Here is a 2,012-nt window from a genome sequence, read left to right as displayed (position 1 = left end):
GCTTACCATTGCCTTCGAACGCTTCACGCGCCGGTTCAAGGTAGCCGAAGCCGTTGCGGCGGCGGAGAACGCACTTAACGCGCTCGACGCTCAGACGCTGGTCTTCATCTGCGACAATGCCGGATGCGGGGCGGCGGACGTCGCCCGCTATCTCGATGTCGCGCCGACGACCATGTCCTCGGCCATCGACAGGCTTGTGCGCAAGGGACTGGTCGAGCGCCGCAGGCCGGAAGAGAACCGCCGGACGGTAGCCCTTACCGCCACGGCAAAGGGCGTGCAGGTGGTCGGCGATCAAAAAGCCGGCTACCGCAACGCCTGCATGGCAATGCTCAGGTCGCTAAACGCCAGCGAACGACAGGAGTTGATCCGCCTTACCGAGAAAATCGCAGATACGAAAGTTGAATAATACGATTTTCGTACTATCATGATGGTGGCTCGCCGGCGTTCCGCTGCCGGTCCCTGAATGGAGACGCCTGTGACCATCATGATCAACGGATCCGACTATCCCGTTCCAGACGATGCGCGCGTGTCGCTGCTCGACATGTTGCGCGAACGCCTTGGGCTAACCGGCACGAAGCTCGGTTGCAACCAGGGTGCCTGCGGCGCCTGCACAGTGTTGCTGGACGACGAGCGGGTGCTGTCCTGCCTCACGCTGGCGGCACAGGCAAAGGGGCGCGATGTTCGCACGATCGAAGGACTGCAAGGGCCAGACGGCGGCCTCCACCCCCTGCAAGAGGCTTTCATCGAACATGATGGCCTCCAGTGTGGCTACTGCACCCCGGGCCAGATCTGCTCGGCGATCGCCATGGCGCGGGAGTTGCGGCGCGGCGATCCAAGTCACGTCACTGCCGATCTCGCAGGCCCGGTCCGGCCGACCCGCGAGGAAATCCGCGAACGCATGAGCGGCAATCTGTGCCGCTGCGGTGCGCATAACGGCATTGTCGAAGCGATCGAGGAAATGCTTGCTGGAGAGCCGGCATGACGCCCTTTGCATTTCACATCGCGAATGACCGTGCGGAAGCCCTGGCGCTTGCTGCCGACGGCGCACGGTTCGTCGGCGGGGGCACGAACCTTGTCGATCTGCTCAGGCAGAATGTCGACTCCGCTTCGCAACTGGTCGATGTCAGCCGCCTCACCTCCGACATCCAGGAAGCTGATGGCGGCGCGCTGCTCATCGGCGCATCGATGAAGAACAGCGCTCTAGCCGCGCAACCGCTGATCCGCGAACGCTATCCGATGCTGTCGCGCGCCTTGCTGGCCGGGGCCTCGGCGCAGATCCGCAACATGGCGACGGTCGGCGGCAACATTATGCAGCGGACACGCTGCGCCTATTTCTACGATGTGGACGGGGCGCGATGTAACAAGCGGCAGCCTGGCGGCGGCTGTGGCGCCATCGGCGGCTTCAACCGCTATCACGCAATATTGGGTGCGTCGAATGACTGCGTGGCAACCCATCCCTCGGACATGTGCGTCGCGCTTGCCGCGCTCTCGGCGGTGGTGCATCTCGCCGGCCCCGCAGGTGAGAGAACGGTGGCGCTCGCCGAGTTCCACGCCTTGCCAGGCGCCAGTCCACAAATCGAGAGTGTCCTGCAGCCCGGGGAGATGATCACCACGGTAGAGCTTCCGCCCGCGACCCCCGCAATGGTGAATTCCGAGTATCGCAAGCTGCGCGACCGTTCGAGCTATGCATTCGCCCTGGTTTCCGTGGCGGCTGGCCTGGACGTCGTCGAGGGCAAGGTCGCCGAGGTTCGGATCGCGCTTGGCGGCGTGGCCGCAAAGCCATGGCGCGCCACGCGTGCGGAGGCGGCGCTTCGCGGATTGCCGGCGACCCGCGCGAATTTCCTTTCCGCCGCGGAGGAGGAATTGGCCGAGGCGCGGCCGCTCGAAGGCAATGCTTTCAAGATCGGGCTGGCGCAGCGCACGATCGCAGCCGTCCTTGAATCGCTGGCAGGAGATCCCGCATGAGCAAGCTGCAGAATGCCCTCGTCGGCGGAGTCCGCACGGTGCTGGGC

General features: G+C 64.6%; 3 protein-coding genes. All 3 read left to right on the top strand.

Annotated features, from left to right (window positions below; translation table 11 throughout):
• The coding region (locus EOA28_RS34070) for a MarR family winged helix-turn-helix transcriptional regulator (protein WP_348633449.1) at positions 1-406 on the top strand (406 nt) is incomplete at its 5' end.
• 69 nt (positions 407-475) lie between these two features.
• Positions 476-982, top strand: a complete 507-nt coding sequence (locus EOA28_RS34065; protein ID WP_126082810.1) for a 2Fe-2S iron-sulfur cluster-binding protein — start codon at positions 476-478, stop codon at positions 980-982.
• Positions 979-1,965 carry a xanthine dehydrogenase family protein subunit M gene (locus EOA28_RS34060; protein ID WP_128315759.1) on the top strand — a complete coding sequence of 329 codons (987 nt, stop codon included), beginning with the start codon at positions 979-981 and terminating at the stop codon, positions 1,963-1,965. The genes EOA28_RS34065 and EOA28_RS34060 overlap by 4 nt, the downstream gene beginning before the upstream one ends.
• Positions 1,966-2,012 lie beyond the last annotated feature (47 nt).

Source organism: Mesorhizobium sp. M2A.F.Ca.ET.067.02.1.1 (genome assembly GCF_004023285.1).
Classification (GTDB): domain Bacteria; phylum Pseudomonadota; class Alphaproteobacteria; order Rhizobiales; family Rhizobiaceae; genus Mesorhizobium.
The sequence above is the reverse complement of the archived record's forward strand: the minus strand, read 5'-3'. Positions and strand labels throughout refer to the sequence as shown.